Below are 25,073 nucleotides of genomic sequence, written 5' to 3'. Positions count from 1 at the left end.
CACGCCCTACTCTGGGGCGGGCGGGATGTTCTGGTTGCCGCGGAACACGTTGTCGGGATCGAATTCCCGTTTCACCCGGGACATCCTGTCGAAGTTCTCATCCCCGAATGCGGCGCGGACCCGGGCCTGGCCTTCGTCGCCGATGAAGTTCAACCACACCCCGCCGGTGGCGTAGGGCGCAATGTCGTGGCGGAAATCCTTCACCCATGCCTTGGCTTCGTCACCCTCCTGCGGTGTCTCGCCCAGGCCGAACGGGTGACTGACCCAGCTCACGTTGCGGTTCATCAGCGGCGTGGCCGCCGCGGCCGGTCCGCCCACCGCGCCTCCCCAGTGTGCAATCAGCTGCTGGGAGTGCTGGCCGGGCAGCTTGCGCGCCGAATCGATAACGATGTCCAGGGCGTCGTCGGAAAGTTCGTTGTGGTAGTCGGCGCTCCAGTAGTTGTACAGGCCTGGAGGGTCATCCAGGGAGCATTGGAAATCGGCGTAATTGGTATCCTCCACCAGATCCACCGCCGGGTTGAGCGCCCGGTACGGCTTGGCTCGCTCAGCGCCTTCACCGGCATCGCCGGCGTAGATGTACACCACGCCAAGGGCCATCTTTCCCACCATCTCCGGGGGCATGAACGGCTCGGGCGGAGCGGTGAAATAGAGCAGGGTTGCGCATTCCTCGTTGGGCGCGGCGAGGGCAAGCTCCCGGTATCCGCGGCTGACTTCGGTGGCAGCCTCCCCGGGCCAGATCATCAGGCCGGCGTGTACTTTCGGACCTAGTTCGTGCAGTCCGAACGTGAAGGATGTGGCCACGCCGAAGTTTCCGCCCCCGCCGTGCAGGGCCCAGAACAGTTCGGGGTTCTCGCTGGCGCTGGCAGTCACCAGTTCGCCGGCGGCGGTGACCAGGTCCACCGAAATCAGATGGTCGCAGGCAAAGCCGAAGGCCCGTTCCAGCCAGCCGGAGCCGCCTCCAAGCGTGAAGCCGGCCAGCCCTGTGGTGGAGACGCGCCCTCCGGTCAGGGCGAGGCCGTATTCCTGCGTAGCCCGGTCAAACTCGCCGCAGGTGAGGCCGGCGCCGGCCGTGACGGTGCGGTTCTCCGGATCCACACTGACCGATTTCATGGGCCGCACGTCCACCACCAGGCCGCCGTCGTTCATGGACATCCCGGCCACGGAGTGCCCGCCTGCGCGGACAGCCACGGCCAGCTCGTTGTCGCGTGCATGCTTCAACGCCTCGGCCACCTCGCCGGGGGTTCCGCATTGGGCGATCACGGCCGGGCGACGGTCGATCATCGCGTTGAAAAGTTTCCGGGATTCGTCGTAGTCCGGACTGTCAGGCCTGATCCATTTCATGGCAACGCTCCTTGGCGCTGGCGGCTCCGCCCCCACGAAAAATCGTACTGCCGCTGCTGGCTGCGGGGCTATGGTTCACGCCAGCCAATGCCTTCGGCAAGGATCGTCGGCTCGAGGGACAAAACCCCTGGCATCAGTATCTGCGGGCAAATATGGACTAATTATCCGCAAATGAGGTTATTCTGAACAAATGCCAACCATTCGAATCGCAGAAGCGGCAAGGTTCCTGGGCGTCAGCGACGACACCGTCCGCCGCTGGACCGAGAACGGGAGCCTCACCCCGGTGAAGGACGACTCGGGCCGCCTGGCCGTTGACGGGTTCGAGCTTGCCACCCTGGCCCGCGAACAGGCGCAGCTTCCGGAGGATCCCACCCGGGTGGGCAGTTCGGCCCGCAACCGGTTCGTTGGCCTGGTCACCGGAATCACAGCGGACAAGGTCATGGCCCAGGTCGAACTGCAGTGCGGGCCGTTCCGGGTGGTGTCGCTGATGAGCAGCGAAGCTGTCAGGGAGCTGGGCCTGGAGCTCGGGTCCGTTGCCACGGCCGTCGTCAAGGCCACCACCGTGATCATTGAAACGCCGCAGGGAAAGAGCATCGTGTGAAGTCCTGGAATCCGCGCATCACCGCGCTGGCGGCAGCAGCCGCGCTCCTCACCGCCGGACTGGCGGCCTGCGGTCCGCCAGCGTCAACGTCGACCGGCCCTGCGGGCGCAGGGTCCTCGGCGGCGGCCGGGCAACCCTCGGGGACAGTCACCGTTTTTGCCGCTGCCTCGCTTAAGGCCACGTTCAGCAAGCTCGCCAGTGACTTTGAAGCGAAGAACCCAGGCAGCAAGGTGACGCTCAGCTTCGCCGGTTCCTCGGACCTGGCCACGCAGATCTCCCAAGGTGCGCCCGCAGACGTGTTTGCTTCGGCGGACACCAGGAACATGGCCAAGCTTGCCGACGCCGGACTCCTCGAGGGGGCGGAAACGAACTTCGCCACGAACGTCCTGCAGATCGCCGTCCCACCCTCCAATCCGGCGTCGATCGCGGCCTTCGCCGACCTCGCCAGGCCGGGAGTCAAGGTGGTTGTCTGCGCCAGCCAGGTCCCGTGCGGGGCAGCATCGGACACCGTGGAAAAGGCGGCCGGCGTAACCCTGTCTCCAGTCAGCGAGGAATCATCAGTCACGGACGTGCTGGGCAAGGTGGCCTCCGGTGAGGCCGACGCCGGCCTGGTGTACGTCACGGACGTGAACGGCGCTGGCGACAAGGTCAAGGGCATCCCCTTCCCGGAAGCCGGCAAGGCCGTCAATACGTATCCCATCGCCACAGTAGGCTCGAGCAGGAACAAGGAACTTGCCGCCGCCTTCATCGCCCTGGTGACCGGTGCCGAAGGCAGGAAGACCCTCGCCGACGCCGGTTTCGGAGCACCGTAAGGAGACCATGGATCTGGGACGGGGAAGCGGTTACCACGGAGTCCCGCGCTGGGTCTACGCCATCGCCTCGGCGGGCGGGGTGTTCGTGCTCCTGCCGCTGGCGGCCATGGCCGCCCGGGTCAATTGGCCGCAGTTCATACCGCTGGTCACGTCGGAATCCTCCCTGACGGCTCTTGGCCTCAGCTTGCGGACCTCGGCGGCGAGCACTGCGCTGTGCATTGTTTTTGGCGTGCCGCTGGCCCTTGTCCTGGCACGTTCGAGCTTCCCCGGCCAGCGCCTGTTGCGCGCCTTTGTGCTGCTGCCGCTGGTGCTGCCGCCGGTGGTAGGCGGCATCGCCCTCCTGTACACCTTCGGCCGCCAGGGCCTGCTGGGCCGGAGCCTTGAGGCTGCCGGGATCCAGATTGCCTTTTCGACGACGGCGGTGGTGCTTGCCCAGACCTTCGTGGCGCTGCCGTTCCTGGTGGTTAGCCTGGAAGGCGCGCTTCGCACCGCCGGCGGTCGGTACGAGGCAGTGGCCGCCACCCTCGGCGCCCGGCCCACCACCGTCCTGCGGCGTGTCACCGTGCCGCTGGTGCTGCCCGGCCTGGCGTCCGGGGCCGTGCTGTCCTTCGCGCGGAGCCTGGGCGAATTCGGTGCGACGCTCACCTTCGCCGGGAGCCTGCAGGGGGTGACCCGGACCTTGCCGCTGGAAATCTACCTGCAGCGGGAAACGGACGCCGATGCCGCCGTCGCGCTTTCCCTTGTCCTGGTGGCCGTGGCCGTGACGGTGGTGGGGCTGACGTATCGGCGCCCCGGACAACAGGACCAGCGCAGTGTCCCGGCGGGCGGCACGGCAAGCGGACGAATGGACGGCGCCCGGTGAGCTTTCGCATGCAGGCAACCGTGCGCGCCCGCGGGTTCGACGTCGGCCTCAGCCTCGCGCCGGGCGAAACTGTCGCGGTCCTGGGCCCCAACGGGGCCGGCAAATCCACCCTCCTCAGCGTCGTCGCCGGACTGTTGCGGCCCGATTCCGGCCGGTCCGTCATCGACGGAAAAGTGCTGTTCGACCTCGACGGCGGCGCCAGTGTTTGGACCGCACCGCACCACCGCCGCACGGCACTCCTCGCGCAGGAGCCGCTGCTGTTCCCGCACCTCAGCGCGCTGGAAAACGTGGCCTTCGGACCCCGCAGCGCCGGAACAGCCAGGAAGGCGGCCCGGGAGTCGGCCCGTGAATGGCTGGCCGCGGTGGATGCCGGGGACCTCGAGGCCCGGCGGCCAGCGGAACTCTCCGGCGGCCAGGCCCAGCGTGTGGCGGTGGCCCGGGCCCTTGCGGCCAACCCTGAAGTGCTGCTGCTGGACGAGCCCATGGCGGCATTGGACATCCACGCGGCGCCGCTGCTCCGCAGGCTGCTGAAGAAGGTCCTGGCCGGGCGGCGCGCCATCATCATCACCCACGACGTCCTTGACGCCCTGATGCTGGCCGACCGGGTGATCATCCTCGAACGGGGCAAAATTGCCGAGGAAGGGCCCACCAGGCAGGTCCTGCAGCGGCCCCGAAGCCGGTTTGCCGCCGGGCTGGCGGGGCTGAACCTCATTCCCGGAACCATCACCGCCACCGGCATCCGGACAACAGAGGGTCTCGAAGTGGCCGGCCACCAGGACGAGGACCTCCTCCCGATTGGACCAGGCGAGCCAAACATGGCCGGGCAGCCCGGCGTAGCTGCCTTCCCGCCGTCGGCCGTCTCCGTCTTCCTGAGCGACGCGCACGGCAGTCCCCGGAACTCATTCCCCGTCACAGTCACGGACCTGGAACAACACGGCGACCAGATCCGGGTCCGGGCCGGCGGGATGTCCGCGGACATCACACCGGCTGCCTCGGCGGACCTGGGGCTTGCGCCGGGAATGACCGTCTACTTCGTAATCAAGGCGGCCGCGGTGGCCGTCTACCCGGCCTAGCATCAGCCTCTTTGGTCAGCCCTGCCCGGTCATCCCTGCGCGGCGGGCTCCTCCTTGGCTTCAGGCCGCACGGGGTGCTGGCTGGTGATGGATACGCGGTTGAAGGCGTTCATCGTAATCACCAGCCAGCTCACCGCTGAGTATTCGGCCGCGTTCAGGTGCTGCCGGGCGTAGGCATCCTCCCGTTCACGGGTGTGGGCATCGGGCAGGGTGGTGATGGACTCCGCCAGCGCCAGGGCCGCGCGCTCCTGCTCCGTGAACAGCGCGGTGTCCCGCCAGGCGGCCAGCACCGCAAGCCGCTGGGTGGTTTCACCCTTTTTGAGGGCATCGGCGACGTGCATGTTCAGGCAGTAGGCGCAGCCGTTGATCTGCGAGATGCGGACGTTCAGCAGTTCGGTCAGGGCCCTGCTGATGCCGGCTTCATCGGCAGCCTCGCGTGCTTTCAGGCCGAGACCGTTTAGCGCCCGCCAGACGGCCGGGTTCTCCTTGTCGATGAAGATGTGCTGGGCGGTGGGGGTGCCGGCGTCCTGGGTGTGCTCCATGGCTCCCACAATACCCACCGCGGTATGACTGCTTTTGTCATCTTCGTGACATGCCGGAAAATGCATTGTAGTGTCGTCATCGGACCGCCTGCCCGCCTCGCGGCGGGCGGCGGTCCACCAGAGAAGTCTCTGTGTGGAAGGTTCACTGCGATGCGCCTGCCACGCCAGCCGGAGGGCGGTTCCTTGGGGGAACCGCCCTCCTGCGTGTCCGGGCCGGCTGTTGCGTGAGGGCTAACTTTTCCGGGGCCTGAGTCCTACCATATGAAAATGCGTTGCCGCCTGAAGGCCCGGGTTCTCCGCGCTTTGCGTGTGACGGCTGCCGCTGCACTTCTCATATCCCTGACGTCGCTGCCGGCGTCGGGGGCGCCGGACCCGGGCCCCGCCGGACCCTCGCGCGGCGGGACGGATATTGCCGGCGGCGAGACGGTTTCCCTCGCTGAGGCACCCTTCGCGGTACAGATCGCCTACGACACCGCCGGCACCAGGGTGGCTTGCACGGGCAGCCAGATTTCAGCCAGCTGGGTGATTACGGCCAGGCACTGCGACTCAGCGAGCCTTCGTTCCGTCCGGCTCGACACGCCGTACCTCGGTGCCGGGGGTGTGGTCCGGACAATCGCAGCCCGCTACCCGTCGCCAGTGGGCGACGTACTGCTGCTCAAGCTCTCCACCCCGCACCCCGGAATCTATGTCGGCCTGTCCCGGACCTTCCCGGCGGCGGGATCGCCTGCGCGCGTAATCGGCTGGGGTGACGAGACTGAGGGCGCCGGCGCCATGTCCGTCCAGGTCAAGGCTGCCGGAGTGGAGGTGTCGGGGCAGGGTTCGGACGCTTTTGGCGGCTTGTCCGTGCGGACACAGTCGCGGACAGGGCACCCGCTGGCGGGGGACTCCGGCGGACCCCTCATCGTCGGCGGAAAACTGGTGGGCGTGCTGTCGACGTCGAGCGTTCTGCCTGGCGGCCTTCCATCCAGTTTCACCGGCTTCTACAACGACCACGCTGCCGTCTCCCGGCATCTGGGCTGGATTACGCTCGTCACTGGCGTCGGCGCCGACTAGCCGCCGGCCATCCGGTGGCATAGCGTCGGTGGCGCTTTGGCCGCGCCGGGGCGCTGCCGGGGCGCCGTGTCCGGGGGGCGGGGGCCGATCGCCCCTAGACAGCCATTTCGCCGTCGGCAAACATGGACCTTGAGGCCACGTCCGGCAAAGTTGAGTCATGTACACTCAACTTTAAGAGTTGATCTATCCCCGAAAGGAGCTCTCTTTGGACGCCAAGTTCACCACCAAGAGCCAGGAGGCTCTTTCGGCAGCAGCCATGAACGCCTCCACGGCAGGAAATCCCCAGGTTGAGCCGGCCCACCTGCTCAAGGCGCTGATGGACCAGCGCGAGGGCGTCGCCGTCGCGCTCCTCCGCGCCACGGGCGCCGATCCGGATGCCGTCAGCGTCCAGGCAAGTACCGCCATCAAAGCATTGCCTGCGTCGTCCGGCACCTCGGTGCAGCAGGCCCAGCTGTCCCGCACCGCCCTGCAGGCCATCAAGAACGCCCAGAACGAGGCCGACAAATTGGGGGACACCTTCGTTTCCACCGAGCACCTGCTGCTGGGGCTCTCCGCCGGCAGTGACGCCGTCGGGAAGCTAATGCGCGACGCCGGTGCCTCCCACGAGGCCTTGCTCGCCGCCCTGCCGGGTGTCCGGGGGGACCGCAAGGTCACCAATGCGGACCCTGAGAACACCTTCCAGGCGCTGGAGAAGTTCGGCACGGACCTCACCGCGATCGCCCGCTCCGGAAAGCTGGACCCGGTGATCGGCCGTGACGCCGAGATCCGCCGCATCATCCAGGTGCTGAGCCGCCGCACCAAGAACAACCCGGTGATCATCGGCGAGCCGGGTGTCGGCAAGACCGCCGTCGTCGAAGGACTGGCCCAGCGGATCGTGGCCAACGACGTGCCGGAAAGCCTGCGCGGCAAGACGCTGATTGCCCTGGATCTCGCCTCGATGGTGGCCGGGGCCAAGTACCGCGGCGAGTTCGAGGAGCGGCTGAAGGCCGTCCTGGAGGAGATCAAGAGCTCCGAGGGGCAGATCGTCACCTTCATCGACGAACTCCACACCGTGGTGGGCGCAGGCGCCTCCGGGGACAGTTCCATGGACGCAGGCAACATGCTCAAGCCCATGCTGGCCCGCGGTGAGCTGCGCCTGATCGGAGCCACCACGCTGGACGAATACCGCGAGAACATCGAGAAGGACCCCGCCCTGGAGCGCCGCTTCCAGCAGGTGTTCGTGGGTGAGCCGAGCGTGGACGACACCATCGGCATCCTCCGCGGCCTGAAGGAACGCTACGAAGCCCATCACAAGGTGTCCATCGCGGACTCCGCCCTGGTCGCGGCGGCGACGCTCTCCAACCGCTACATTTCGGGCCGTCAGCTGCCAGACAAGGCGATCGACCTCGTGGATGAGGCGGCCTCCCGGCTGCGCATGGAGATTGATTCCGCACCGGAGGAGATCGACCAGCTGCGGCGCCAGGTGGACCGGCTGACCATGGAGGAACTGGCCCTCGCCAACGAGAAGGATGCCGCGTCCGTGGAACGCCTGGCTGCGCTGCGGGCGGACATGGCGGACAAAAAGGAAGCGCTGTCGGCCCTGAACGCACGCTGGGAAGCTGAGAAGGCCGGACTCAACCACGTCGGTGACCTCAAGGCCCGGATCGACGAGCTTCGTTCGGCTGCGGAGAAGTACCAGCGCGAAGGAGACCTCGCGGCGGCCTCCCGCATCCTGTACGGCGAACTTCCCGCACTGGAGCGCGAGCTGTCCGCCGCGGCCGAGGCTGAGTCAGCCCGGGTGGCAGGTGGCGGTGCGAAGCAGGAGCTCATGGTGGCCGATGAAGTCACGGCGGGTGACATTGCCGAGGTGATTTCCGCATGGACCGGCATTCCGGCCGGACGCATGCTGCAGGGCGAGAGTCAGAAGCTGCTGCACATGGAGGAGGAGCTCGGCAAGCGGCTGATCGGCCAGAAGAAGGCCGTCACCGCGGTGTCGGACGCCGTTCGCCGTGCGCGCGCCGGCATCAGCGACCCCAACCGGCCCACCGGTTCGTTCCTGTTCCTGGGTCCCACCGGCGTAGGCAAGACCGAGCTGGCGAAGGCCCTGGCGGACTTCCTGTTCGATGACGAACGCGCCATGGTGCGGATCGACATGTCCGAGTACGGGGAGAAGCACTCCGTGGCACGGTTGGTCGGCGCCCCTCCCGGCTACGTGGGCTACGAGGAAGGCGGCCAGCTGACTGAAGCCGTCCGCCGTCGTCCGTACTCCGTGGTGCTGCTGGACGAAGTGGAGAAGGCCCACCCCGAGGTGTTCGACATCCTCCTGCAGGTGCTCGACGACGGCCGCCTCACCGACGGCCAGGGCCGCACCGTGGACTTCCGCAACGTGATCCTGGTGCTGACCTCCAACCTGGGCAGCCAGTTCCTGGTGGACCAGACCCTGGATGCCAACGCCAAGCGCAGTGCCGTGATGGCCACCGTGCACGCGTCCTTCAAGCCGGAATTCCTGAACCGGCTGGACGAAGTGGTGCTGTTTGACGCGCTGGACGTCGAGGAGCTGGCCCGGATCGTGGAACTCCAGGTGGCCGAACTCGGCAAGCGGCTGCGTGACCGCCGCCTTGAGCTGGAAGTCACCGAGGGTGCCCGCGCCTGGCTGGCCATGACGGGCTTCGATCCCGCTTACGGCGCCCGGCCGCTGCGCCGGCTGCTGCAGCGCGAAATTGGCGACAGGCTAGCCAAGGCCATCCTCGCCGGCGACATCGCCGACGGGGACACTGTGCTGGTGGACACCGCGGCCGACGTCGACGAGCTCACCATCGCGAGCCTGGAGCGCCAGGACCGCGATGGCGGTGCCCTCGCCGGCAGCGGGCTGTCAGTGCGGCGGAAGGGCTAGGGGAGCGTTAGGGCGGGCCGGCTGGCTGTCTGGCTGCGGGGGTGGTCCTAGGGGATGAGGGATTCCATGATGATGTTGCCCTTGTCCGCGGTGACATAGCAGTCCACCCGCCGGTCGCCCTGCTCCCAGCTGGTATCGCTCGGGTAGGCGTTGCGCTGCATGAGGACGTAGTTGGCCACGGCGTCGGTGAGTCCGGCGTCCTGGCAGATCTCGCGGCCCTTCTCGCGCAATGCGGCAATGCCAGGGTAGGAGTCCGATTCCGGGAAACGGTACACGGCAACCAGCTGCGCCGAGTGGCCGGTGGTACACGCCACCACCCGTGACTCCGTGGCTTCCGGATCGAAGTTCTCGAAGCAGTCGCCCAACTGGTAGTCCAGCGCGCTCACGCCATCCTGCGGAAGCTCTCCACGGGTCGGCTGCGCGGACGGTGATGTTGACTCCGACACAGCCGGGGCCGGGGGCTGGTTGGCGGCTTGCTCATTGCCGCTCGCGATCAGGGTTGCCAGCCACCACGTGAGCAGGCCCAGCAGCACCAGTCCGGCCACCACGAAGCCGACCTTGAACAGGGTTTGACGTGGCTCGCCCGCTTTGGGGGCCGGCTTGTCGTCTGTGACATCTGTGACGTCTGTGTTGTCTGTGACGGTGACGGCGGGCGGCAGGATCGGGAGGCTGCTGGTTGGCGGCCGGGAAGGCTGCGGGGGAGCGACCGGTGGCATTCCGGCGCGCGGGGATGTCTCGTGGTTCCCTGTGTCCGTTCCGTTCTGGTCATTCACGTGAAGATTCACCCTTCCCGGCGTCGCAATCCTGGCTTTTTCCTTGGATGAGGGCAGCCAATGGGCCGCCCGGCTGGAGTCGCCCCAACGACTCTACCGAAGAAAATCTGCGGACCGGAGACGGTCCGGACCTGCGTTAACGTGGCGAGTGTTCTCCAGGGGCCCGTTCCGGGGCGCAGTTACCGCTGAAAGCATGTAATCTAGGTGTACGACAAATTGACCAAACATTCCGGGGCCTCACTAACGCCAATGGTGACCACCTCCGGTCCGAGTACAAAAGGGGGTCACGCCATGGGGCGCGGCCGTCAAAAGGCAAAAGCTACCAAGCAGGCTCGGGATATTAAGTACTATTCCCCGAACACCGACTACTCTGCGCTTCAGCGTGAGCTCAAGAGCACTGAGGGTCGTGCACCGAGCCGTTTCTCGAGTGAGCCGGTCGAACCGGATTATTCGGCTTATGTGGATAAGTACGCGGACGATTTGGAAGAAGACGACGACGAGGTTGACACCCGTCGAATCGGTTAGTTGTCGCCCATTGAACCTGCCGTAAGGCACTCAGTGGCGTGCCGCCGTCGTACCATTCACCACAGTGATCCGTACGGCTCTTCGGCTCTTCTTTTCCAGCACTCCGGATGCTGACCTCAGATATTGGGCCCGTCAGGGCACGCCGGTTTCCGGTGTGCCCTGACGGGCCTTTCTGTTGTCACCCCGGGACGTCACCCCGGGAGTGTTTTCGCCCGCCGTATCGGCATCAGTGTCCGGGGCGCGCCGGTGGCGGCCAGGAAGGCAAGGATGAGGCGGTTGAGGGCTTCCGGCTGTTCCAGGGGAAGCCCGTGCGAGGCCGCCGGAATCACCGCCAATTGGCCATTCGGCAGGGCCTCGTACAGGGAAACCGTGTGCGGCAGGGTGACGAGATCGTCGTCGCCCACCACGACGAGCACCGGCATGCTGATCCGGGCGATGTCGGCCGTCGTCAGAGTGGGCTCCGAAGCGAACATCCGGAAACTCTTGTTCATGACGACTTCCAGATGCTCAGGCCCGTCCGGGGAACGCGCGATATAGGCTGTGCCAAGTTCCTGCGGCACCGCGGAGCCGGGGTCCATCTCGACGGGGAGGGTGCCCTCGAAGTTGTAGTTTGCGCCCACCACCACGAGTTTCCGGACCAGGTCCGGGCGGCGAAGGGCAACCAACAGTGCAATGATGCCGCCGTCGCTCCACCCGACAAGGTGGGCCGGCCCGCCCACCACTTTCTCAAGCACGCCGATCGTCTCCTCCGCCATGTCCGCGTAATGGAAGTCTGCCTCCGTGTCCGCGGTATAGCCGTGACCGCGCCGGTCGAAGGCCAGGACGCGGAAACCATCCGACAGCCCCGGACCTATGCTGTTGAGCAGATCGTCGCTGTTGCCCAGGCCGCCGTGGAGCAGCAGGAGCGGCTCCCCGTTGCCTCCGCGGTCCTCCACCCAGGTGGGGTGCCCGTTAATGTCCACGCGGCTGGCCATGGCTCACTCCGTTCCGGCGGTCCTTCGACGGCGGTGAATCGTCGTTGCCGCCATTGTCCTCCGCCGGACCGCTTGTTGTCAGTGCCGGAGCCCCGTACTAGGTTGATCGTGGGCTGTCCCGCTGCCGGGCCGGCGCGGTTTCGAATATTAGGGTCGAAGGGAAATGATTTTATGACCGGTCGCACCACCTTCAACGCGGGCGAGATCTGCTGGACGGACCTGCAGACCAAGGATGTGGAGGCGGCAAAGGCTTTCTATGCCGCCGTGTTCGGCTGGCGCTATGAGGACTTGCCCACTCCGGACGGGCGAAGCTACTCCAAGGCCTTTTTGGGCGACGACCTCATCACGGTCATTGCGCCCCAGAACCCCCAGCAGGAGTCCTCCGGCACGGCCGCGCAGTGGAACATCTACTTTGCTGTCGCTGATGCCGGAGCCATCGTGGAGGAAACGCCGCACGCGGGCGGCGCGGTGGAGTTCGGCCCCGAGGAGGTGGAGGACACCGGCGTCATGGTGTTCCTGGCGCCACCCGGCGGCGGCACCACCGGCGTGTGGCAGCCGGGAACGCATACCGGCACCGCAAGGTACAACGAATCCGGGGCCCTTGCCTGGGCGGAACTGCTGACTCCCGAACCGCAGGCCGCCGTCGCCTTCTTCCAGCAGCTGTTCGGGCACGAGGTCACCGAATACCCGCAGGACGACGGCGGAACGTACACCACGCTGATGGTGGACGGGGCGGAGGTGGCCGGGATCGCGCCGCTCCCGCTGGAGGACGAGGAAGATGACGAGGGGGCGGCCACGGGAGCCGACCCGGAGTCCGACACGGAAGACGTCCTTCAGGCTGGCTGGCAGGTCTACTTCGGCGTCGACAGCATCACGGAGGCGGTGGCCGCTGCGGTGGCCGCTGGCGCCGTCGTCCTGGTCGAACCGGAGGGTGACGGCGACGACGAGGACGCCGGCAGGGTCGCCACGCTGAGCGACCCGCAGGGCGGAATATTCAGCCTGCTGGAGGTTTAAACAGATCGAGTGCTCCGCAACCGCCGTTATGGACCTGCTAAACGGCGGTTGCGGAGCACTCGATGAGAGTTTAGGAACCCTTAGGCGTAGGCGTTCACCAGTCGGACTGCGCCGCCGTCAACACCCTTGGCACCCTGGACGTAGTCCGGGCCGGTCTTCACGATGGAGTCCGAGTTCTCTTCGACGGTGCCCATGATCCAGGACGGCAGGCCGCGGTCGTTGAGGCGGTTCACGGCGGCGTCCGCAGCCTCGGGGGAGACGATTGCCACCATGCCCACGCCCAGGTTCAGGGTGCGCTCGAGGTCCGCCAGCGGGACGTTGCCCAGTTCCGAGACCAGCTTGAAGATGGCGGGAAGTTCCCACGTGGCGCGGTCCACCGTGGCGATGCGGCCCTGCGGGAGGACGCGGGCCAGGTTGGCTGCGAGGCCGCCGCCGGTGACATGGCTGAAGCCGTGGACAGCCTTGCCGGCCGCGGATCCGTTCACGGGGAACGTGCGGGCCAGGTCCAGGCAGTCGGCTGCGTAGACGCGGGTGGGTTCGAGCAGTTCCTCGCCCAGCGTGCGTCCGAGTTCGGAGACCTGGCGGTCCAGTGCCCAGCCGGCGTGGTTGATGACGCGGCGGACCAGGGAGTAGCCGTTGGAGTGCAGTCCGGAAGAGGCCATGCCGATCACAACGTCCCCCGCGCGGACGCGGTCCGGGCCCAGCAGATCGGAGGCTTCAACAACACCGGTGGCGGCACCGGCGACGTCGTACTCGTGCTCACCCAGCAGGCCAGGGTGCTCCGCGGTTTCGCCACCCACCAGGGCAGTGCCGGCCACGGAGCAGGCGGCTGCGATGCCGCGGACGATGTCCGCAATGCGCTCGGGGACAACCTTGCCGCAGGCGATGTAGTCGGTCATGTAAAGCGGCTCGGCACCCACCACCACGATGTCGTCCACCACCATGCCCACGAGGTCGAAGCCGATGGTGTCATGGATGTCCATGGCCTGGGCGATCGCCACCTTGGTGCCCACACCGTCCGTGGACGTGGCAAGCAGCGGCCGCTTGTAGGTGAGGAGCTTCGAAACGTCGTAGAGGCCGGCAAAGCCGCCCACTCCGCCGATCACCGAGGAATTGTGGGTTGCCTTGACGGCGTCCTTCATCAGTTCAACAGCGCGGTCTCCCGCTTCGACGTCAACACCGGCGGAGGCGTACGTGATGCCGGCGTTCTGGGCGGAGGAAGATGCGGAAGTCATACGGACTCTTTCTTGTCAGCGGTCAGACGATCGGCGTCGGTCAGCAGGTTCTCGAACTCGGCATCCGGTCCCGGGTCGCAGCCCGTGGCGCCGGGTTTGCCGGCCGGATCCTCGTCGGAATCCACTGCTACGGCGGTGGATTCCGGGGCGCTGGCGGCGGATCCCGCGGCAGGAAGGCCGCCGAGGTCCGTGCGCTCCAGCAGGTTCTTGCCGAGCTTGTCCGCGCCGGGCAGCTCGATGGGGTACTTGCCGGTGAAGCAGGCGGTGCAGAGACGCTCGCGCGGCTGACGCGTAGCGTCGATCATGCCGTCTTCGGAAATGTAGGCCAGCGAGTCGGCGCCGATGGCCTGGGAGATTTCCTCGATGGTGGCGCCGTTGGCGATCAGCTCAGCGCGGGACGCGAAGTCGATGCCGTAGAAGCAGGGCCACTGCACGGGCGGGGAGGAGATTTTCACATGCACCGAGGCGGCACCGGCTTCGCGGAGCATCCGGACGATGGCTCGCTGGGTGTTGCCTCGGACGATCGAGTCATCCACTACAACAACACGCTTGCCGCGGATCACGGACTCGAGGGCGTTGAGCTTGAGCCGGATGCCCAGCTGGCGCAGCGTCTGCGAGGGCTGGATGAACGTGCGGCCCACGTAGGAGTTCTTGACGAAACCGTGCGCGAAGGGAATGCCGGATTCCTCTGCGTAGCCCACGGCAGCCGGGGTGCCGGACTCCGGGACCGGGATGACGATGTCCGCTTCCTGGGTGTTTTCGCGGGCCAGCTGGCGGCCCATCTCCACGCGGGATTCGTAGACGGAGCGTCCCGCGATGGCGGCGTCCGGACGGGCGAGGTACACGTACTCGAAAACGCAACCAGCCGGCGTCGGCTCCGCAAAGCGCTGGGACCGCACGCCGTCCTCGTCGATGGCGATGAATTCGCCGGGTTCGATTTCGCGGATGAAGCTCGCGCCCACAGTCGCCAAGGCCGACTGTTCGGAGGCGACAACCCAGCCGCGCTCCAGCCGGCCGAGGACCAGCGGGCGGATGCCGTAGGTGTCCCGCGCCGCATAGAGGGTGCCTTCGTCCATAAAGACGAAGCAGAAGCCGCCCTTGATCTTGGGCAGCAGCTCAATGGCTGTCTGTTCGAGGGACTTGCCCTCTTCGCCCTCCAGCAGTGCCGTGACCAGGGCGGTGTCCGAGGTGTTGCCCTGCTTCATTTCGCCGCTCAGCTGGCCGCCGGTGCGGTCGTTGATCATGGCGTTGAGCTCGGCAGTGTTGGTGAGGTTGCCGTTGTGGGCCAGTGCCACGGTGCCCGTGGCGGTAGCGCCAAGCGTGGGCTGGGCATTGGCCCAGTGGCTGGCGCCGGTCGTGGAATAGCGGCAGTGGCCGACGGCCAGGTGCCCGGTCAGGGTGTTCAGCGTGGTCTCGTCGAAGACCTGGGATACGAGGCCCATGTCCTTATAGACGTTAATCCGCTTGCCGTCGCTGGTTGCTATGCCAGCCGACTCCTGACCGCGGTGCTGCAATGCATACAGCCCGTAATAGGTGAGTTTTGCTACTTCTTCACCTGGTGCCCAGACCCCGAAGACGCCACAAGCGTCCTGAGGGCCTTTTTCGCCAGGGAGAAGATCATGAGAAAGTTTTCCATCGCCGCGTGCCACTGGTCGATTATCTCACGTGATGGGGTAGGACTTTCCCGGCCGCCCGATTATGACTGACGGCCAGCCTGGGTGCCGCTGTCCCCGCCGTCGTCCGGTTCGCTGCCGGCGTCGGTCTCCGGGACGGCTTCGACGACGGCGTGTTCGGCGCGGCGGACGCTGAGCCGGTCCAGCAGGAGGGCAACAATGGCGCCCAGAATCACTCCGCCGGCGCCGAAAAGGACCATAAAGAAACCGAAGACGGAGCTGGGTTCGTAGCTCGGGTCCCCGGGCAGCGCAAACGCGATGACTGCCGCAACGATGATGCCCACGAGTCCGCCGAGTATGAGGAACGGCACGTATTTGGGTGCCCGGCGCACGGTGATTTCGCGCCGTTCGGCGGGGGTGTCTTCAGAAGCCATGCCATCTAGCCTACTGCCCGGGGTTGAATGGGTCGGCCGCCCCGGCGTCGTCTAGCTGCCGCGGTACGTCGAGTAGGCGAACGGGCTCAGGAGCAGCGGCACGTGGTAGTGCTCGCCGGCGTCGGACACGGTGAACACCAGATCCACCTCCGGGAAGAACGTGGCCGTGCCCAGGTCCTCGTAGTAGGCGCCCGTGGCAAAGTTGAGCCGGTACGTCCCGGCCGGCAGGAGCTCCGGACCAAGGTCCTTCGCCCTGCCGTCGGCATCCGTGGTGCCCGAAGCAACGAGGTTCCAGCCGCCGCCGTCGCGCGCGTAAAGTACGACGGCGACGCCGGCAGCCGGGCGCCCGGCCCCGGTGTCCAGGATGTGGGTGGTCACCTGTGAAACGGTCATTCGCTGATCACTCCTTCGAGCCGGAGCAGGGCGATTTCGCGCAGCTGCTGGGCCACTATGGCGTCTTCTTCTTCGGCAGTGTGGTTGAGGCGCTCGTGCAGTGCCGCCAGGATTTCCGGAGCGGTCCGCCCGGCCGCGCGGATCAGGAACACCCTGCCGAACTTTTCCTCGTAGGCACGGTTGCCTTCGGCGAGTGCCGTCGTGATTTGCCGGTCCGCGGGATCCACGCCTGCCTGTTCCGAGCGGGACATGGAGGCCTCCGTGGTGGAAGCCGTGGGCCGTTCCCCGATCCGCGGGTGGTGGGCCATGGCGGCTTCCACCTCGTCCGGCGTAAACGGGTCGGCGGCGTTGCGGGCGAAGTCCAGCAGGGCCTCGCTGCTGGCGAACGGGCGTGCGTCCGCGATCTGGTCCACCCAGCGCCGGACGTCGATGCAGGGGCGAAGTGCCGCGGTGACTTCCGCGCGGTCCGCCCCGTTGAATACGGCAAGCTGCATGCTTGTTCATCCCTCGTGCAAATGCTGGCATCCATGGCGTCGGCTATGCGGACAAGGGGCTGCCCCGATGCAAAAGCCGCCGCGGCCCGTTTCTCGCCGCAGCATCACTTCTGCATTCCGCATCATGGAACTGTTATTTCAGCATGCGTAATAGTCAACCCGAAATTTGCGCTTGGTGTCAAGAGACTACAGCACCCCGGTTGGCGGCATTCCGCTCCGATAGACTCCTGCTGGGGGGACTGCGGCGCTTGGCCGGCTGTCCTTATTGGTGGGAAGGACTCCAGTGGCTCAAGCAGATGGGCACAGCCTTGTTAGCGCTGACCTTGAACGGCGCTCCGTGCTGGGCGAATACGGACTATTGCCGCGGGATCCGGCCTCCGCCGAGGACGACATCGCCAGCGCCAGCGCCACCGCCGCGCGGGCCCTGAACTTCCTGGTGGACCTTGCCGCGAAGCTTTGCGGCGTCCCCTTTAGCGTCGTCAACATTATCGCTCCCGGACAGCAGGTCCAGCTTGCGGCCGCGGGCCTGGCGCCCGGACTGTGCGCACGGGAGGACTCGATGTGCGCCATGGTTTTCCAGCACGGCGGCACCACCGTGGTGCCAGACGCTTCCGCCGATCCGAGATTTGCGGACAACCCGTTTGTGACCGGCGAAATTGCGAATGTCCGGTTCTACGCCTCCTCGCCGCTGCAGACCAGTTCCGGCTTCGCGCTGGGCTCGCTGTGCGTTTTCTCCGACGCGCCGGCCACCATCTCTGCAGAGCAGATCGCCATGCTGGACGTCCTGGCGGCACAGGTGGTGGAAGTGCTGGAACTACAGCACCGCACGCTGCAGCTCCAGCATGCCCTGGAGGAACTCGGGCGCAGCAACCGCAAACTGGCGGAGTTCGCCGGACGCGTCAGCCATGACCTTCGCATCCCTCTCACCACAATCCTTGGCTACGTGGAACTGAGTGAAGACGACGACGACATCCGCCCGGACAGCCCGGCGGCAGGCTATCTGCAGCGCATCGGTGGCAGCGGGCGGCGGATGCTCGCCATGCTGGACGACGTCCTCAGCTACTCCCAGGTGGGCGGAATGCTGCGTCCCCGGCCGGTTTCCCTGCAAAGGGCAGTGGCCGAGGCAGTGAGCGACCTGGGCGACGGATTCGGCGCCGGCGCCTCGCTGGAATGCGAGGATGCTGAAGTGGTGGCTGATCCGGCGCAACTCAGGACGCTGCTGCAGAACCTCCTGGGCAATGCATCCAACTACCGCCGCCCCGGTCAGAGCCTCAAGGTCCGGGTTGATGCCGTGGCCGATGACCGCGGCGTCGTCGTGCGTGTGGCGGACAACGGCAAAGGTGTCGGAGCCGCCGACCGCGAACGGGTCCTTGAACCGCTGGTCCGGCTGCATCGCCCCGGCGACGCCCCGGGTTCGGGCCTGGGGCTCGCCACCTGCGTGCGGATCGTCCATTCACACGGCGGAGAACTCTCCCTCGCGGAAACGCCCGGCGGCGGGACGACTGTTTCGGCGCTCTTCCCGAAAGGCGGCCGGGATCAGTCCGCTTAAAGCCTTCCTCAGGGCCTCCCTTCTGTTGCTCGCACTGGTGCTCTTTCTGCCCGCGGGTGCCGCGCATGCTGCCGTGGCAGCGCCAGCCGGAAGTACAGCGCAAGCCGGAAGTACAGCGCAAGCTGGCGTCCCGGCGTCGAACACTGCCGCGGGGGAGGACCTCGGGGCCGCGCCCGGAAAGCCCCTCCTTGGTGCGGTGCTGGAATGGGGCGAGGACGATGCCGCCGGTTTCGCTGCGCGGCTGCAGGCCACTCCTGCGGTCCTCGGGCACGATGCTTCCTTTCCCATCAAAGCCGCGGAAAAGGCCTACCTGCGGGAGTTCCTGGCCCAAAGTGCATCCTCCGGCGCCCACGCCCTGCTGACCGTGAACCCCACGGTGTCCCTGACGGACGTCAACGCGGCCGCCGCCGGTGACTTTGCCGGGCAGCTCGAGGAACTCGCGCAGGGTTTCCCCGGAAAGCTGCTGATCCGTTTCGCCCCGGACATGAACTCCAGCTGGGTGTCCTGGGGCCAGCAGCCGGGGGCCTACGTTCCGGCGTACCGGGCCGTGGCCCAGGCGTTCGCAGCCGAATCCAACGTGGTCATGGTGTGGCAGCCCTTCCAGGGGCGGGACTATCCGTTCACCAGGAACCGCAGCGCCCCGGCGCCCGGCACCGCCGGGTTCGCCGTTCTGGACACGAATTCCGACGGCGTCTGGAACGGCTCGGATGCACCCTACGCGCCGTACTACCCGGGCGACGACGTCGTTGACTGGGCCGGCCTGACGGCACTCCATGACGACACCGGCGGGGGAGCCGCCGTCAATACGCTGTCAAAGGACGGGGAGCTTGCGGCCCTGTTGGATGGGACGGCCCAGGGGGCCGCGTCCGCCGGGGATGCGCCAGCCGACACCGGCGATTCCGACTTCTACGAGTCCTACGCCGTGCAGCGGGAAAAGCCGCTGCTGCTTCAGACTGCCGCTTACTACAGCCCGTCGGCGGGCGGCCCCTCGGAAAACGACATCAAGACCGGCTGGTGGAGACAGGTGCTGGGCGACGCCGGGCAGGGGAAACTGGACCGGATTGCCGCCGTCGTCTGGGACGAAAAAACGGACGTGGGGGACGCCGGCAACACCATCATTGACTGGCGCCTGACGCGGAATGCGGACGTGGCGGCGGCCGCCGGCGCAGCCGTCAAGGAGTCCACGCTCACCACCGGGCCGGTCACCGCCACGGTGCAGGGGCTGGGCGGGTCATCAGGCAACACGCTGGCCGGTGTTCCTGCGGCGATCATGGCGGCCACACTGCTGGCGGCCGCGGTCCTGCTGTGGCTGGTGCCGGTCCGCCTGCGCACGGCCGCGAACTGGGCGTACTCGGACAAGTCCTCGCGGGATGCCCGGGTGGACCTGATGCGCGGCGTGGCCATCCTGTTCGTGGTGGTGAACCACGTGGGGATGACCTCGTTCTTCCAGCTGCTGACGCAGGAAACCATCGGCTTTGTGTCCGGTGCAGAGCTGTTCGTGCTGCTCTCCGGGCTTGTGCTGGGCATGGTCTACGGGCCCAAGGCCCAGGACAACATCGGCCTGGTGGCGGAAAAGACCGGCCGGCGGGCCGGCAAGCTGTACGTTACGGCGCTGGCGGTTGTGGTCCTGGTGTTCCTGCTCAGCCTCATCCCGGCCTTCAACTCCGAAGTGCTCACCACGTTCACGGACCAGGGGACCGGCGGTGCCGGCAGGTCGGGAGCGGGCAGGACCTATGACCTCTACACCGGCATGCAGGGCCTTCTCCAGTTTCCCGTGTCCGGGGCTGTCATCCCGGCAGTGCTGCTCCTGCAGTTCGGCCCGTGGCAGTTCAACGTGATGGGACTCTATGTGATCATGCTGCTGGTCAGCCCGCTGATCCTGCTGGCGCTGGCCCGCGGCAAGGTGCTCTGGGTTCTGCTGGGCACCACCGCCCTGTACGTTGCCGGGACGGTGTTCCGCTTCCGGCTCCTGCCGTCACAGTTCGAGGATTCCTTCCCGCTGCTGGTGTGGCAGGTCCTGTTTGTGCTGGGGCTGGTGGGCGGCTACCACCGTCGGAGGATTGTGGTCTGGCTGTCCGGCCATCGCTGGGTGGTGGGTGTCTGCGCGGCCATCACGGTGGCCTTCGCACTGATGTCCTGGGGCAACCCGTACCTGGCCAACGAGTTCGACGTCAGGCTCGCGCTGACGTCGGATGCGGGCTACCGTGCCGTGTACGACCAGTTCTTCGGGCGGACCTACCTCGAGCCCGGGCGGCTCCTCAACGTGCTCACCCTGCTGGTGACGGCCTACGCGCTCCTCACGGCTTACTGGAAGCCGATCGAACGCGCTGTTGGCTGGCTGCTGATCCCGCTGGGGCAGGCCACCCTGTACGTCTTCATCATGCACGTGGTACTCATCGCGGTGGTAGCGAACATTCCGGCCCTGCAGCAGGGGAACATCTGGCTCAACACCGCCGCCTACGCCCTGATCGTGGCGCTGCTCTGGGTGATGGTCCGGACCAGGTTCCTGTTCCGCATCATCCCCACCTGACGCTCTCTCACTTTCCGTCGCTTTGTCCGGGACGCTCTGTCACTCGGGAGAGAGCGTCGGGGAGAAACCCGCAGGAAGTGAGAGAGCGTCCGGGGTCAGCGTGCGGGCGCGGCGCCGCCGAGTCGGGCTGTGACCCGGTCCGCGGCAGCCTTGCAGGACTCGCCGAGGCGCTGCAGTGTGTCCGGGGAAACCCGGAAGCGGGGCGCCGGGATGAGGACCGCCGCCACGATGTCGCCGCGGTGGTCGAAGACGGGGGCGGCCAGGCCCACCTCATCCAGTGATGACTCGCCGTAGTTGGTGGCCCAGCCGCGCCGGGCGACGTCGCCCAGCCGGATCAGGTACGCCTCGAGGCTGGTTTCGTCCAGGCCCGGATGGGTTATCTCGCCGCTGCGGAGCAATACCCGCACGCGCTCGGCCGGCTCGGCGGCAAGGAAGACCTGCACGGAAGCGCTGAGTGCGTCCTTGTACCGTGCGCCCAACGGGGTGGTGTGCTTGATCTGGTGGTGGCTGGCGATCTGCTCCACGCACATCGACTCGGACCCGTTCCACACCATGAGCGCGCTTGTTTCGCCGGTCTGTTCCGTGAGTTCGCGCAGGACGGGGTAGGCCACGCGGCGCTCTTCGAGTTCGGCCAGCAGCGGTCCGGCAACGGCGATCAGGCCCAGGCCCAGGCGGAACCTGCGGGTCTCCGGATCGCGTTCCACCAGGTGTTCCTGTTCGAACGTGGCCAGAATGCGGGAGACGGTGCTTTTGTGCAGGCCGACGCGGTTTGCTATCTCGGTGACGCCGAGCAGCGGCTCGTCAGCGGTAAAACTCCGCAGCACGGCGATGGCGTTGACGATGACCGACGTGCCCTTGGTGTCGCCGTTGGTGCTGGTTTCAGGAGTTTCTTCAGAGGTCATGGTGTCCACCATCATTCCGTATGAGAGCCGGAAAGCGGCGCCACGGATGACGTGGCGCCGCTTTCGGGCGGTGGCAAATGCGGCAGGTGCTATGCCCCGATGATGTTGTATTCCGGACCGAACGGGAACTTGGTGATGTTCTCCGCGCCGTCTTCGCCGACCACCAGGATGTCGTGCTCGCGGTAGCCGCCGGCGCCCGGCTCGCCGTCCAGGACGGTGATCATCGGCTCCATGGAAACCACCATGCCCGGTTCCAGCACGGTGTCGATGTCCTCGCGGAGCTCCAGCCCCGCTTCTCGGCCGTAGTAGTGGCTGAGGACGCCGAAGGAGTGTCCGTAACCGAAGGTGCGGTTGGCCAGGAGGCCGTAGCCGACGTAGATCTCGTTCAGTTCAGCGGCGATGTCCTTGCAGACGGCGCCGGGCTTGATGAGTTCGAGTCCGCGCTTGTGGACTTCCACGTTGATGTTCCACAGTTCCAGCGAGCGGGCATCCGGTTCGCCGTAGAACAGGGTGCGCTCCAGCGCCGTGTAGTAGCCCGAGGTCATCGGGAAGCAGTTCAGCGACAGGATGTCGTGTTCCTGGATCTTGCGGGTGGTGCCCCAGTTGTGCGCGCCGTCGGTGTTGATGCCGGACTGGAACCACACCCAGGTGTCGCGGATTTCCGAATCCGGGAAGGTCCGGGCAATCTCGTGGACCATGGCTTCGGTGCCGATCAGGGCGACCTCGTACTCGGTGATGCCGGCCGTGATGGCGTTGCGGATGGCCTCGCCGCCGAGGTCTCCGATGCGTGCACCGTGCTTGATGACCTCGATCTCCTCTGCGGACTTGATCATCCGCTGGCGCATCGCAGCCTGGGCAACGTCCACCAGGGTGGCCGATGCGAAGGCTGCCTGGATCTTGTTGCGGTTATCCAGCGGCAGCGAGTCGTCCTCGACGCCGAGCCGGCGGGGGTTGATGCCGCGGGTGCGCAGCACTTCCTGGATGGCGAAGATGTAGTTGTCGCGGCGCCAGTCCGTGTAGACGATGTTGTCGCCGAAGCTGCGGCGCCAGGGCATGCCGGCGTCGATGTTGGCGGTGACGGTGACGGTGTCGTCCTTGGTGACAACCATGGCGTAGGAGCGGCCGAAGGTGGTGAAAAGGAAGTCGGAGTAGTACTTGATGGAGTGGTAGCTGGTCAGGACAACGGCGTCCAGATCCTTTTCCACCATGATGCGGCGCAGACCGGCGATGCGACGCTCGAACTCAGTGTCGGAGAAGGTGAGCTTGACCTTGTCGCCGTTCTTGAGGACTTTGAGTCGCTCCAGTTCGGCGACGGACGTTGCGTTCTCGGATGTTGTGGTGGTCATTGTGGTGGTGCCTTTCTGTGGTGCAGTTACTTTGAGGTGGGAGGAAGTCTTTATTCGTGGCGCAGCGGTTCTTTGCAGGTTTCCCTGGAGAGCGCGACGGCGATCAGGGAGATGACTGCCGCTGCGACGAGGTACCAGGCCGGGGCGAGATCGCTGGCGGTGGCGGCGATCAGGAGCGTTGCCATAAACGGGGCGGTGCCGCCGAAGAGCGCGTTGGAGAGGTTGAAGCTGACGGCGAAGCCGCTGTAGCGGACACGGGTGGGGAACATTTCTGCCAGGAAGCTGGGGAGCGTCCCGTCGTTGAGCGTGAGCATGGCGCCCAGCAGGATCTGGACCAGGACAATTACAAGGAAGTTCCCGGTTCCCAGAAGCGCGAACGCGGGCACCGTCAGCAGGATGAAGCTCACGGACGCGGCAATGAGTACCTTCTTGCGTCCGTAACGGTCCGACAGCATTCCCGTCAGGAAGATGAAACCGATGTATGTCACCAGTGCGACGGTGGTGGCCAGGAATGATTCGGTCTCGCCGAGGCCCAGCTCCGAGGACAGGTAGGTGGGCATGTAGCTGAGGATCACGTAGAAGCCGACGGCGTTCAGCAGCACCGCTCCGACGGCCTGCAGCAGCTGCCGCCAGTGGTTCCGGAACAGGCTTGAAACGGGTGCCTTCACAGCATCGTCCTCCGCGGCCATTTCGCGGAATACGGGGGTGTCTTCCAGCTTGGTCCGGATGTAGCGTCCGATCAGGCCCATCGGGGCGGCCAGCAGGAACGGCAGGCGCCAACCCCAGCTTTGCATCGCATCGGAACTGAGCAGTATGGTCAGCAGGCCCGCCAGCAGGGAACCTAGCAGCAGGCCTGCCGCGGTGCTCGCGGGAACCACCGCGGCGTAGAGGCCGCGCTTGTTGGCGGGGGCGTACTCGACGAGGAAGGCCGACGCTCCGGCGTACTCGCCTGAGGCTGAGAAGCCCTGGACCACCCGGATGATCAGAAGCAGGATCGGAGCCCAGATGCCGATTGTGTTGTAGCCCGGAATGAGGGCTATGCAGAACGTCGCACCGGACATGATCAGGATGGACAGGGAGAGGGCCGTGCGCCGGCCCACCCTGTCACCGATATGGCCCCAGACGAACCCGCCGAGCGGGCGCACCAGGAATGAAATCGCGAACAGGGCGAAGGTCAGCAGAAGCCCGGTCTGGGGATCTGATTCAGGGAAAAAGACAGTGGCGATCGTGACGGCCAGGTAGCCGTAAACGGCGTAGTCGAACCATTCAACGAAGTTGCCGATGAAGCTGGCCGCGATGACTCTGCGGCGCGTGTCCTTGCTGACACCGTCGTCAGCAGGTTGGAAATTCTGGCCGCTCAACGTACTGCGGCCGGCGCGGCGGCCGTCATGCACGCCATCCTGCTCCGCGCCACGTTCCCCCGCAAGAGCGGGAGAGGAAGTTTCGTTACTCATGTATCCACCAAGGTGTTTGGGGTTGCATTCAGCGCAACGCTGTTGCACCAGATTAGGCGTGACATGCACCACAGTCAATACCTTCGTGCCTCACCGTCTTGAACTTTGCGCATGGAATTACCACCAGGAGGCGATGTGAAAGCCGTGTTGGTGAAAACATGTTGCACTGAAAGCGACGCGGTTGCAGGAAATTAGATATGGTTCGAAGATTCGACGCGTTGGTGCCAGGTAGCACTGCGGCGATCTGTTGACACCCCGTGTGGCGGCTGTCATATTTTTCTAGTACGCGCTATGTGCATCGTGTTGTGTAATACGCAATTCAGCGGAACTGACTCCGTGGTGTTCAGGCCGGCCTCCCGATCCAAGGGGTGGCGTTCCACGCTGGCTCCCACGACGAACAAGGAGACTTTGCAGAATGACGGAGAACTCCTGCGTCTTGTTCCGGATGCCCGGGACGTTAGACCCCGCAGTCCACCGGGGCGGCGTAATCTTCGTCGGTCCAGTCGCGATCGGCGGGGCACTGCTCTACCGTCTGAAGATCCGGCACCGGACGGGCATCCTTGCAGGGCATGCGGCAGCGCCGTCCGCACGCAGGAAGCAGCGCACACCGTAGTGCGGGTCGTCCTGCACGAAGATTTGGAACCGCAACGAGTCAGCTAGATTGGCAACGGGTGCCGTTGC

General features: G+C 66.2%; 23 protein-coding genes. 11 read left to right on the top strand and 12 right to left on the bottom strand.

Going from position 1 to position 25,073, the window contains the following annotated elements:
- Nucleotides 1-6: 6 nt before the first annotated feature.
- Entirely contained in the window at nucleotides 7-1,341 is a 1,335-nt protein-coding gene (locus ACSQ1X_RS19255) for an FAD-binding oxidoreductase (protein WP_436058881.1), read from the bottom strand.
- A 190-nt stretch (nucleotides 1,342-1,531) separates the two neighbouring features.
- Between ACSQ1X_RS19255 and ACSQ1X_RS19250 the strand changes: the two genes are divergently transcribed.
- Genes ACSQ1X_RS19250 through ACSQ1X_RS19235 form a run of 4 tightly spaced genes read left to right on the top strand, consistent with a single transcriptional unit; the run spans nucleotide 1,532 to nucleotide 4,689 of the window.
- Entirely contained in the window at nucleotides 1,532-1,942 is a 411-nt protein-coding gene (locus ACSQ1X_RS19250; RefSeq protein WP_436058880.1) for a TOBE domain-containing protein, read from the top strand.
- Nucleotides 1,939-2,754, top strand: a complete 816-nt coding sequence (gene modA / locus ACSQ1X_RS19245; protein WP_436058879.1) for a molybdate ABC transporter substrate-binding protein — start codon at nucleotides 1,939-1,941, stop codon at nucleotides 2,752-2,754. Before ACSQ1X_RS19250 ends, modA begins: the two co-directional genes overlap by 4 nt.
- A 7-nt stretch (nucleotides 2,755-2,761) precedes the next feature.
- Nucleotides 2,762-3,616, top strand: a complete 855-nt coding sequence (locus ACSQ1X_RS19240; RefSeq protein ID WP_436058878.1) for an ABC transporter permease — start codon at nucleotides 2,762-2,764, stop codon at nucleotides 3,614-3,616.
- Nucleotides 3,613-4,689: a sulfate/molybdate ABC transporter ATP-binding protein gene (locus ACSQ1X_RS19235; RefSeq protein WP_436058877.1), complete on the top strand. Its 1,077-nt coding sequence runs from the start codon at nucleotides 3,613-3,615 to the stop codon at nucleotides 4,687-4,689. The genes ACSQ1X_RS19240 and ACSQ1X_RS19235 overlap by 4 nt, the downstream gene beginning before the upstream one ends.
- 29 nt (nucleotides 4,690-4,718) lie before the next feature.
- On the opposite strand, the gene ACSQ1X_RS19230 is transcribed toward ACSQ1X_RS19235, so the two are convergent.
- Nucleotides 4,719-5,231: a carboxymuconolactone decarboxylase family protein gene (locus ACSQ1X_RS19230; RefSeq protein ID WP_436058876.1), complete on the bottom strand. Its 513-nt coding sequence runs from the start codon at nucleotides 5,229-5,231 to the stop codon at nucleotides 4,719-4,721.
- Nucleotides 5,232-5,498: 267 nt separating this feature from the next.
- Between ACSQ1X_RS19230 and ACSQ1X_RS19225 the strand changes: the two genes are divergently transcribed.
- Nucleotides 5,499-6,284: a S1 family peptidase gene (locus tag ACSQ1X_RS19225; RefSeq protein ID WP_436058875.1), complete on the top strand. Its 786-nt coding sequence runs from the start codon at nucleotides 5,499-5,501 to the stop codon at nucleotides 6,282-6,284.
- A 205-nt stretch (nucleotides 6,285-6,489) separates the two neighbouring features.
- On the top strand, nucleotides 6,490-9,156 hold the full coding sequence (gene clpB / locus ACSQ1X_RS19220) for an ATP-dependent chaperone ClpB (protein WP_436058874.1): 2,667 nt from the start codon (nucleotides 6,490-6,492) through the stop codon (nucleotides 9,154-9,156).
- Nucleotides 9,157-9,203: 47 nt separating this feature from the next.
- Here clpB and ACSQ1X_RS19215 read toward each other — a convergent pair whose 3' ends face one another.
- Nucleotides 9,204-9,929 (bottom strand): septum formation family protein, encoded by a 726-nt coding sequence (locus tag ACSQ1X_RS19215; RefSeq protein WP_436058873.1) that lies wholly within the window; start codon nucleotides 9,927-9,929, stop codon nucleotides 9,204-9,206.
- A gap of 291 nt (nucleotides 9,930-10,220) precedes the next feature.
- Here ACSQ1X_RS19215 and ACSQ1X_RS19210 point away from each other — a divergent pair, with 291 nt between their 5' ends.
- The gene (locus ACSQ1X_RS19210; RefSeq protein WP_055802618.1) at nucleotides 10,221-10,454 is read left to right on the top strand and encodes a DUF3073 domain-containing protein; all 234 of its coding nucleotides are present in this window, start codon (nucleotides 10,221-10,223) and stop codon (nucleotides 10,452-10,454) included.
- A 191-nt stretch (nucleotides 10,455-10,645) separates the two neighbouring features.
- Here the strand turns inward: ACSQ1X_RS19210 and ACSQ1X_RS19205 are convergent, their stop codons facing one another.
- A complete protein-coding gene (locus ACSQ1X_RS19205; RefSeq protein ID WP_436058872.1) occupies nucleotides 10,646-11,428 on the bottom strand; it encodes an alpha/beta fold hydrolase in 783 nt (260 codons plus the stop codon).
- Between the two features lie 171 nt (nucleotides 11,429-11,599).
- On the opposite strand from ACSQ1X_RS19205, the gene ACSQ1X_RS19200 reads away from it, so the two are divergent.
- A complete protein-coding gene (locus tag ACSQ1X_RS19200) occupies nucleotides 11,600-12,442 on the top strand; it encodes a VOC family protein (RefSeq protein ID WP_436058871.1) in 843 nt (280 codons plus the stop codon).
- Nucleotides 12,443-12,522: 80 nt separating this feature from the next.
- Here the strand turns inward: ACSQ1X_RS19200 and purM are convergent, their stop codons facing one another.
- The 5 genes from purM to uraD are packed head-to-tail and all read right to left on the bottom strand — an operon-like array spanning nucleotide 12,523 to nucleotide 16,611.
- Nucleotides 12,523-13,677 (bottom strand): phosphoribosylformylglycinamidine cyclo-ligase, encoded by a 1,155-nt coding sequence (gene purM, locus ACSQ1X_RS19195; RefSeq protein WP_436058870.1) that lies wholly within the window; start codon nucleotides 13,675-13,677, stop codon nucleotides 12,523-12,525.
- The gene (gene purF / locus ACSQ1X_RS19190; protein WP_055802612.1) at nucleotides 13,674-15,326 is read right to left on the bottom strand and encodes an amidophosphoribosyltransferase; all 1,653 of its coding nucleotides are present in this window, start codon (nucleotides 15,324-15,326) and stop codon (nucleotides 13,674-13,676) included. The genes purM and purF overlap by 4 nt, the downstream gene beginning before the upstream one ends.
- A gap of 47 nt (nucleotides 15,327-15,373) precedes the next feature.
- Nucleotides 15,374-15,724, bottom strand: coding sequence for a hypothetical protein (locus ACSQ1X_RS19185; RefSeq protein WP_055802611.1), 351 nt, complete (start codon nucleotides 15,722-15,724; stop codon nucleotides 15,374-15,376).
- Nucleotides 15,725-15,775: 51 nt separating this feature from the next.
- Nucleotides 15,776-16,117: a hydroxyisourate hydrolase gene (uraH, locus tag ACSQ1X_RS19180; RefSeq protein WP_055802608.1), complete on the bottom strand. Its 342-nt coding sequence runs from the start codon at nucleotides 16,115-16,117 to the stop codon at nucleotides 15,776-15,778.
- The gene (gene uraD / locus ACSQ1X_RS19175) at nucleotides 16,114-16,611 is read right to left on the bottom strand and encodes a 2-oxo-4-hydroxy-4-carboxy-5-ureidoimidazoline decarboxylase (RefSeq protein WP_436058869.1); all 498 of its coding nucleotides are present in this window, start codon (nucleotides 16,609-16,611) and stop codon (nucleotides 16,114-16,116) included. Before uraD ends, uraH begins: the two co-directional genes overlap by 4 nt.
- A 283-nt stretch (nucleotides 16,612-16,894) precedes the next feature.
- Here uraD and ACSQ1X_RS19170 point away from each other — a divergent pair, with 283 nt between their 5' ends.
- Together ACSQ1X_RS19170 and opgC are read left to right on the top strand one after the other, a co-directional pair.
- Nucleotides 16,895-18,160, top strand: coding sequence for a GAF domain-containing sensor histidine kinase (locus ACSQ1X_RS19170; RefSeq protein WP_436058868.1), 1,266 nt, complete (start codon nucleotides 16,895-16,897; stop codon nucleotides 18,158-18,160).
- 73 nt (nucleotides 18,161-18,233) lie between these two features.
- Nucleotides 18,234-20,690, top strand: coding sequence for an OpgC domain-containing protein (opgC, locus tag ACSQ1X_RS19165; protein ID WP_436058867.1), 2,457 nt, complete (start codon nucleotides 18,234-18,236; stop codon nucleotides 20,688-20,690).
- Between the two features lie 95 nt (nucleotides 20,691-20,785).
- Here the strand turns inward: opgC and ACSQ1X_RS19160 are convergent, their stop codons facing one another.
- From ACSQ1X_RS19160 to ACSQ1X_RS19150, 3 genes are all read right to left on the bottom strand, one after another.
- Nucleotides 20,786-21,604, bottom strand: coding sequence for an IclR family transcriptional regulator (locus ACSQ1X_RS19160; protein WP_436059370.1), 819 nt, complete (start codon nucleotides 21,602-21,604; stop codon nucleotides 20,786-20,788).
- A 77-nt stretch (nucleotides 21,605-21,681) separates the two neighbouring features.
- On the bottom strand, nucleotides 21,682-22,938 hold the full coding sequence (locus tag ACSQ1X_RS19155) for an aminopeptidase P family protein (RefSeq protein WP_436058866.1): 1,257 nt from the start codon (nucleotides 22,936-22,938) through the stop codon (nucleotides 21,682-21,684).
- Between the two features lie 50 nt (nucleotides 22,939-22,988).
- Nucleotides 22,989-24,392 (bottom strand): MFS transporter, encoded by a 1,404-nt coding sequence (locus tag ACSQ1X_RS19150; protein ID WP_436058865.1) that lies wholly within the window; start codon nucleotides 24,390-24,392, stop codon nucleotides 22,989-22,991.
- 415 nt (nucleotides 24,393-24,807) lie between these two features.
- On the opposite strand from ACSQ1X_RS19150, the gene ACSQ1X_RS19145 reads away from it, so the two are divergent.
- A complete protein-coding gene (locus ACSQ1X_RS19145; protein ID WP_436059386.1) occupies nucleotides 24,808-25,005 on the top strand; it encodes a hypothetical protein in 198 nt (65 codons plus the stop codon).
- Nucleotides 25,006-25,073: the final 68 nt, after the last annotated feature.

The organism is Arthrobacter sp. LjRoot78 (genome assembly GCF_964254335.1).
GTDB lineage: Bacteria > Actinomycetota > Actinomycetes > Actinomycetales > Micrococcaceae > Arthrobacter.
This window is presented reverse-complemented; position numbering and strand designations above follow the sequence as displayed.

Excerpts from the sequence above, each read along its gene's own strand:
- ACSQ1X_RS19255 (WP_436058881.1), bottom strand. The coding sequence starts at position 1,341 with ATGAAATGGATCAGGCCTGACAGTCCGGACTACGACGAATCCCGGAAA.
- ACSQ1X_RS19250 (WP_436058880.1), top strand. The coding sequence starts at position 1,532 with ATGCCAACCATTCGAATCGCAGAAGCGGCAAGGTTCCTGGGCGTCAGC.
- ACSQ1X_RS19240 (WP_436058878.1), top strand. The coding sequence starts at position 2,762 with ATGGATCTGGGACGGGGAAGCGGTTACCACGGAGTCCCGCGCTGGGTC.
- ACSQ1X_RS19230 (WP_436058876.1), bottom strand. The coding sequence starts at position 5,231 with ATGGAGCACACCCAGGACGCCGGCACCCCCACCGCCCAGCACATCTTC.
- ACSQ1X_RS19225 (WP_436058875.1), top strand. The coding sequence starts at position 5,499 with ATGCGTTGCCGCCTGAAGGCCCGGGTTCTCCGCGCTTTGCGTGTGACG.
- ACSQ1X_RS19210 (WP_055802618.1), top strand. The coding sequence starts at position 10,221 with ATGGGGCGCGGCCGTCAAAAGGCAAAAGCTACCAAGCAGGCTCGGGAT.
- ACSQ1X_RS19205 (WP_436058872.1), bottom strand. The coding sequence starts at position 11,428 with ATGGCCAGCCGCGTGGACATTAACGGGCACCCCACCTGGGTGGAGGAC.
- ACSQ1X_RS19200 (WP_436058871.1), top strand. The coding sequence starts at position 11,600 with ATGACCGGTCGCACCACCTTCAACGCGGGCGAGATCTGCTGGACGGAC.
- purM (WP_436058870.1), bottom strand. The coding sequence starts at position 13,677 with ATGACTTCCGCATCTTCCTCCGCCCAGAACGCCGGCATCACGTACGCC.
- ACSQ1X_RS19185 (WP_055802611.1), bottom strand. The coding sequence starts at position 15,724 with ATGGCTTCTGAAGACACCCCCGCCGAACGGCGCGAAATCACCGTGCGC.
- uraH (WP_055802608.1), bottom strand. The coding sequence starts at position 16,117 with ATGACCGTTTCACAGGTGACCACCCACATCCTGGACACCGGGGCCGGG.
- uraD (WP_436058869.1), bottom strand. The coding sequence starts at position 16,611 with ATGCAGCTTGCCGTATTCAACGGGGCGGACCGCGCGGAAGTCACCGCG.
- ACSQ1X_RS19160 (WP_436059370.1), bottom strand. The coding sequence starts at position 21,604 with ATGGTGGACACCATGACCTCTGAAGAAACTCCTGAAACCAGCACCAAC.
- ACSQ1X_RS19155 (WP_436058866.1), bottom strand. The coding sequence starts at position 22,938 with ATGACCACCACAACATCCGAGAACGCAACGTCCGTCGCCGAACTGGAG.
- ACSQ1X_RS19150 (WP_436058865.1), bottom strand. The coding sequence starts at position 24,392 with ATGAGTAACGAAACTTCCTCTCCCGCTCTTGCGGGGGAACGTGGCGCG.
- ACSQ1X_RS19145 (WP_436059386.1), top strand. The coding sequence starts at position 24,808 with ATGACGGAGAACTCCTGCGTCTTGTTCCGGATGCCCGGGACGTTAGAC.